The organism is Achromobacter aegrifaciens, assembly GCF_902859735.1.
Lineage (GTDB): Bacteria > Pseudomonadota > Gammaproteobacteria > Burkholderiales > Burkholderiaceae_B > Achromobacter > Achromobacter aegrifaciens.
Window position 1 is genome coordinate 1 of record NZ_CADIJY010000028.1, and the last position, 3397, is coordinate 3397.

The 3397-nt window shown below is 52.1% G+C and carries 2 rRNA genes; both read right to left on the bottom strand.

Going from position 1 to position 3397, the window contains the following annotated elements:
* Positions 1-51: 51 nt before the first annotated feature.
* Positions 52-164: ribosomal RNA gene (rrf, locus tag HV766_RS30095) — 5S ribosomal RNA — on the bottom strand.
* A gap of 198 nt (positions 165-362) precedes the next feature.
* A 23S ribosomal RNA gene (locus HV766_RS30100) occupies positions 363-3243 on the bottom strand.
* Between the last annotated feature and the right edge of the window lie 154 nt (positions 3244-3397).

The following is a 3397-nucleotide window of genomic DNA, read 5'->3' on the forward strand; positions in this document are numbered from 1 at the left end:
CACAAAGACAAAACCCCACAGGGGTTACCTGTGGGGTTCTGCGGAATAAAAGCTTGACGATGACCTACTTTCACAGACGTCCGTCCACTATCATCGGCGCAAAGTCGTTTCACTGTCCTGTTCGGGATGGGAAGGAGTGGGACCAACTCGCTATGGTCGTCAAGCGTAACTGGTTGAGCGGCTGCGGTTAGGCAACTGCTCCAATCTTGGAAGAAACACAACGCGTGGTGATCAGAGTCGAACTCGATGATCACGCACGGTGGGGTGTAATTGGTGTTGGCTGGCTGCTGACGGTGCAGCCAGATTTTGTATTGAACGACACTTGGAACGCTACATCACCAGGTCATAACCATCAGTGTTATAGGATCAAGCCTCACGGGCAATTAGTATCGGTTAGCTTAACGCATTACTGCGCTTCCACACCCGACCTATCAACGTCCTGGTCTCGAACGACCCTTCAGGGGGATCAAGTCCCCGGGATACCTTATCTTCAGACGAGTTTCCCGCTTAGATGCCTTCAGCGGTTATCTCTTCCGTACTTAGCTACCCGGCAATGCCATTGGCATGACAACCGGTACACCAGAGGTACGTCCACTCCGGTCCTCTCGTACTAGGAGCAGGCTCCGTCAAGTATCCAACGCCCACGGCAGATAGGGACCAAACTGTCTCACGACGTTTTAAACCCAGCTCACGTACCTCTTTAAATGGCGAACAGCCATACCCTTGGGACCGGCTACAGCCCCAGGATGAGATGAGCCGACATCGAGGTGCCAAACACCGCCGTCGATATGAACTCTTGGGCGGTATCAGCCTGTTATCCCCAGAGTACCTTTTATCCGTTGAGCGATGGCCCTTCCATTCAGAACCACCGGATCACTATGTCCTGCTTTCGCACCTGTTCGACTTGTCAGTCTCACAGTCAAGCACGCTTATGCCATTGCACTATCAGCACGATTTCCGACCGTACCTAGCGTACCTTCGAACTCCTCCGTTACACTTTGGGAGGAGACCGCCCCAGTCAAACTGCCCACCATGCACTGTCCCCGATCCGGATAACGGACCAAGGTTAGAACCGCAAACAAACCAGGGTGGTATTTCAAGGATGGCTCCACGTGATCTAGCGACCACGCTTCAAAGCCTCCCACCTATCCTACACAGGCCGGTTCACAGATCAATGCAAAGCTACAGTAAAGGTTCATGGGGTCTTTCCGTCTAGCCGCGGGTAGATTGCATCATCACAAACACTTCAACTTCGCTGAGTCTCAGGAGGAGACAGTGTGGCCATCGTTACGCCATTCGTGCAGGTCGGAACTTACCCGACAAGGAATTTCGCTACCTTAGGACCGTTATAGTTACGGCCGCCGTTTACCGGGGCTTCGATCAAGAGCTTGCACCCCATCACTTAACCTTCCGGCACCGGGCAGGCGTCACACCCTATACGTCGACTTTCGTCTTTGCAGAGTGCTGTGTTTTTAATAAACAGTCGCAGCCACCGATTCTCTGCGACCCCATCATGCTAAGCGCGCAGGCGCTTCACACTACCGGGGTATACCTTCTCCCGAAGTTACGGTATCAATTTGCCGAGTTCCTTCTCCTGAGTTCTCTCAAGCGCCTTGGAATATTCATCCCGTCCACCTGTGTCGGTTTGCGGTACGGTCTCGTACAGCTGAAGCTTAGAGGCTTTTCTTGGAACCACTTCCAATCACTTCGCAAGCAATGCTCGCTCGTGCCACACCCTTGATTTACGCGCCCGGATTTGCCTAAGCGCCATCTTCGATGCAGCAACAGGGACATCCAACACCCTGATGATCTTCCGCGATCCGTCCCCCCATCGCACTGTACGACGGTGCTGGAATATTAACCAGCTTCCCATCAGCTACGCATCTCTGCCTCGCCTTAGGGGCCGACTCACCCTGCGCCGATGAACGTTGCGCAGGAAACCTTGGACTTACGGCGAGGGGGCTTTTCACCCCCTTTATCGCTACTCATGTCAGCATTCGCACTTCTGATACCTCCAGCAGCCTTTACAAGCCACCTTCGCAGGCTTACAGAACGCTCTCCTACCGCGTGCACAAAGTGCACACCCGCAGCTTCGGTTTATCGCTTAGCCCCGTTACATCTTCCGCGCAGGACGACTCGATCAGTGAGCTATTACGCTTTCTTTAAAGGATGGCTGCTTCTAAGCCAACCTCCTGACTGTCTATGCCTTCCCACTTCGTTTCCCACTTAGCGATAATTTGGGACCTTAGCTGGCGGTCTGGGTTGTTTCCCTCTTGAGTCCGGACGTTAGCACCCGGTGCTCTGTCTCCCAAGCTGTACTTGCGGGTATTCGGAGTTTGCCATAGTTTGGTAAGTCGCCATGACCCCCTAGCTATAACAGTGCTCTACCCCCCGCAGTAATACTTGAGGCACTACCTAAATAGTTTTCGGAGAGAACCAGCTATTTCCAGATTTGTTTAGCCTTTCACCCCTATCCACAGCTCATCCCCTAATTTTTCAACATTAGTGGGTTCGGTCCTCCAGCACGTGTTACCGTGCCTTCAACCTGGCCATGGATAGATCATCTGGTTTCGGGTCTACACCCAGCGACTGAATCGCCCTATTCGGACTCGCTTTCGCTACGGCTTCCCTATTCGGTTAACCTTGCCACTGAATGTAAGTCGCTGACCCATTATACAAAAGGTACGCAGTCACCCCACAAGGAGGCTCCTACTGTTTGTATGCATACGGTTTCAGGATCTATTTCACTCCCCTTCCGGGGTTCTTTTCGCCTTTCCCTCACGGTACTGGTTCACTATCGGTCGATCACGAGTATTTAGCCTTGGAGGATGGTCCCCCCATCTTCAAACAGGATTTCACGTGTCCCGCCCTACTTTTCTTACGCTTAGTTCCACACACAAGATTTCGCCTACAGGGCTATCACCTGCTACGGCCGGACTTTCCATTCCGTTCGACTATCTTGCATGCTAAAACGTAAAGGCTCTTCCGATTTCGCTCGCCACTACTTTCGGAATCTCGGTTGATTTCTTTTCCTCGAGCTACTGAGATGTTTCAGTTCACCCGGTTCGCTTCCACTGGCCTATGTATTCAGCCAGGGATACTGCTTGCGCAGTGGGTTTCCCCATTCGGACATCTACGGATCAAAGCTTGTTTGCCAGCTCCCCGTAGCTTTTCGCAGGCTACTACGTCCTTCATCGCCTGTGATCGCCAAGGCATCCACCATATGCACTTAGTCGCTTGATCCTATAACGCTGTAGGCTATAGGACCTGAGTATTAGCGTTTGTGCCGTTCATAAGTTTCAAAGCAGTCTAGGGTTATTCACCCCAGTCTTGAGAACTTGGAACAAAATTAATGCAATCACAACCCGTACCCATCTTCATCAGCAAGCTGATTACT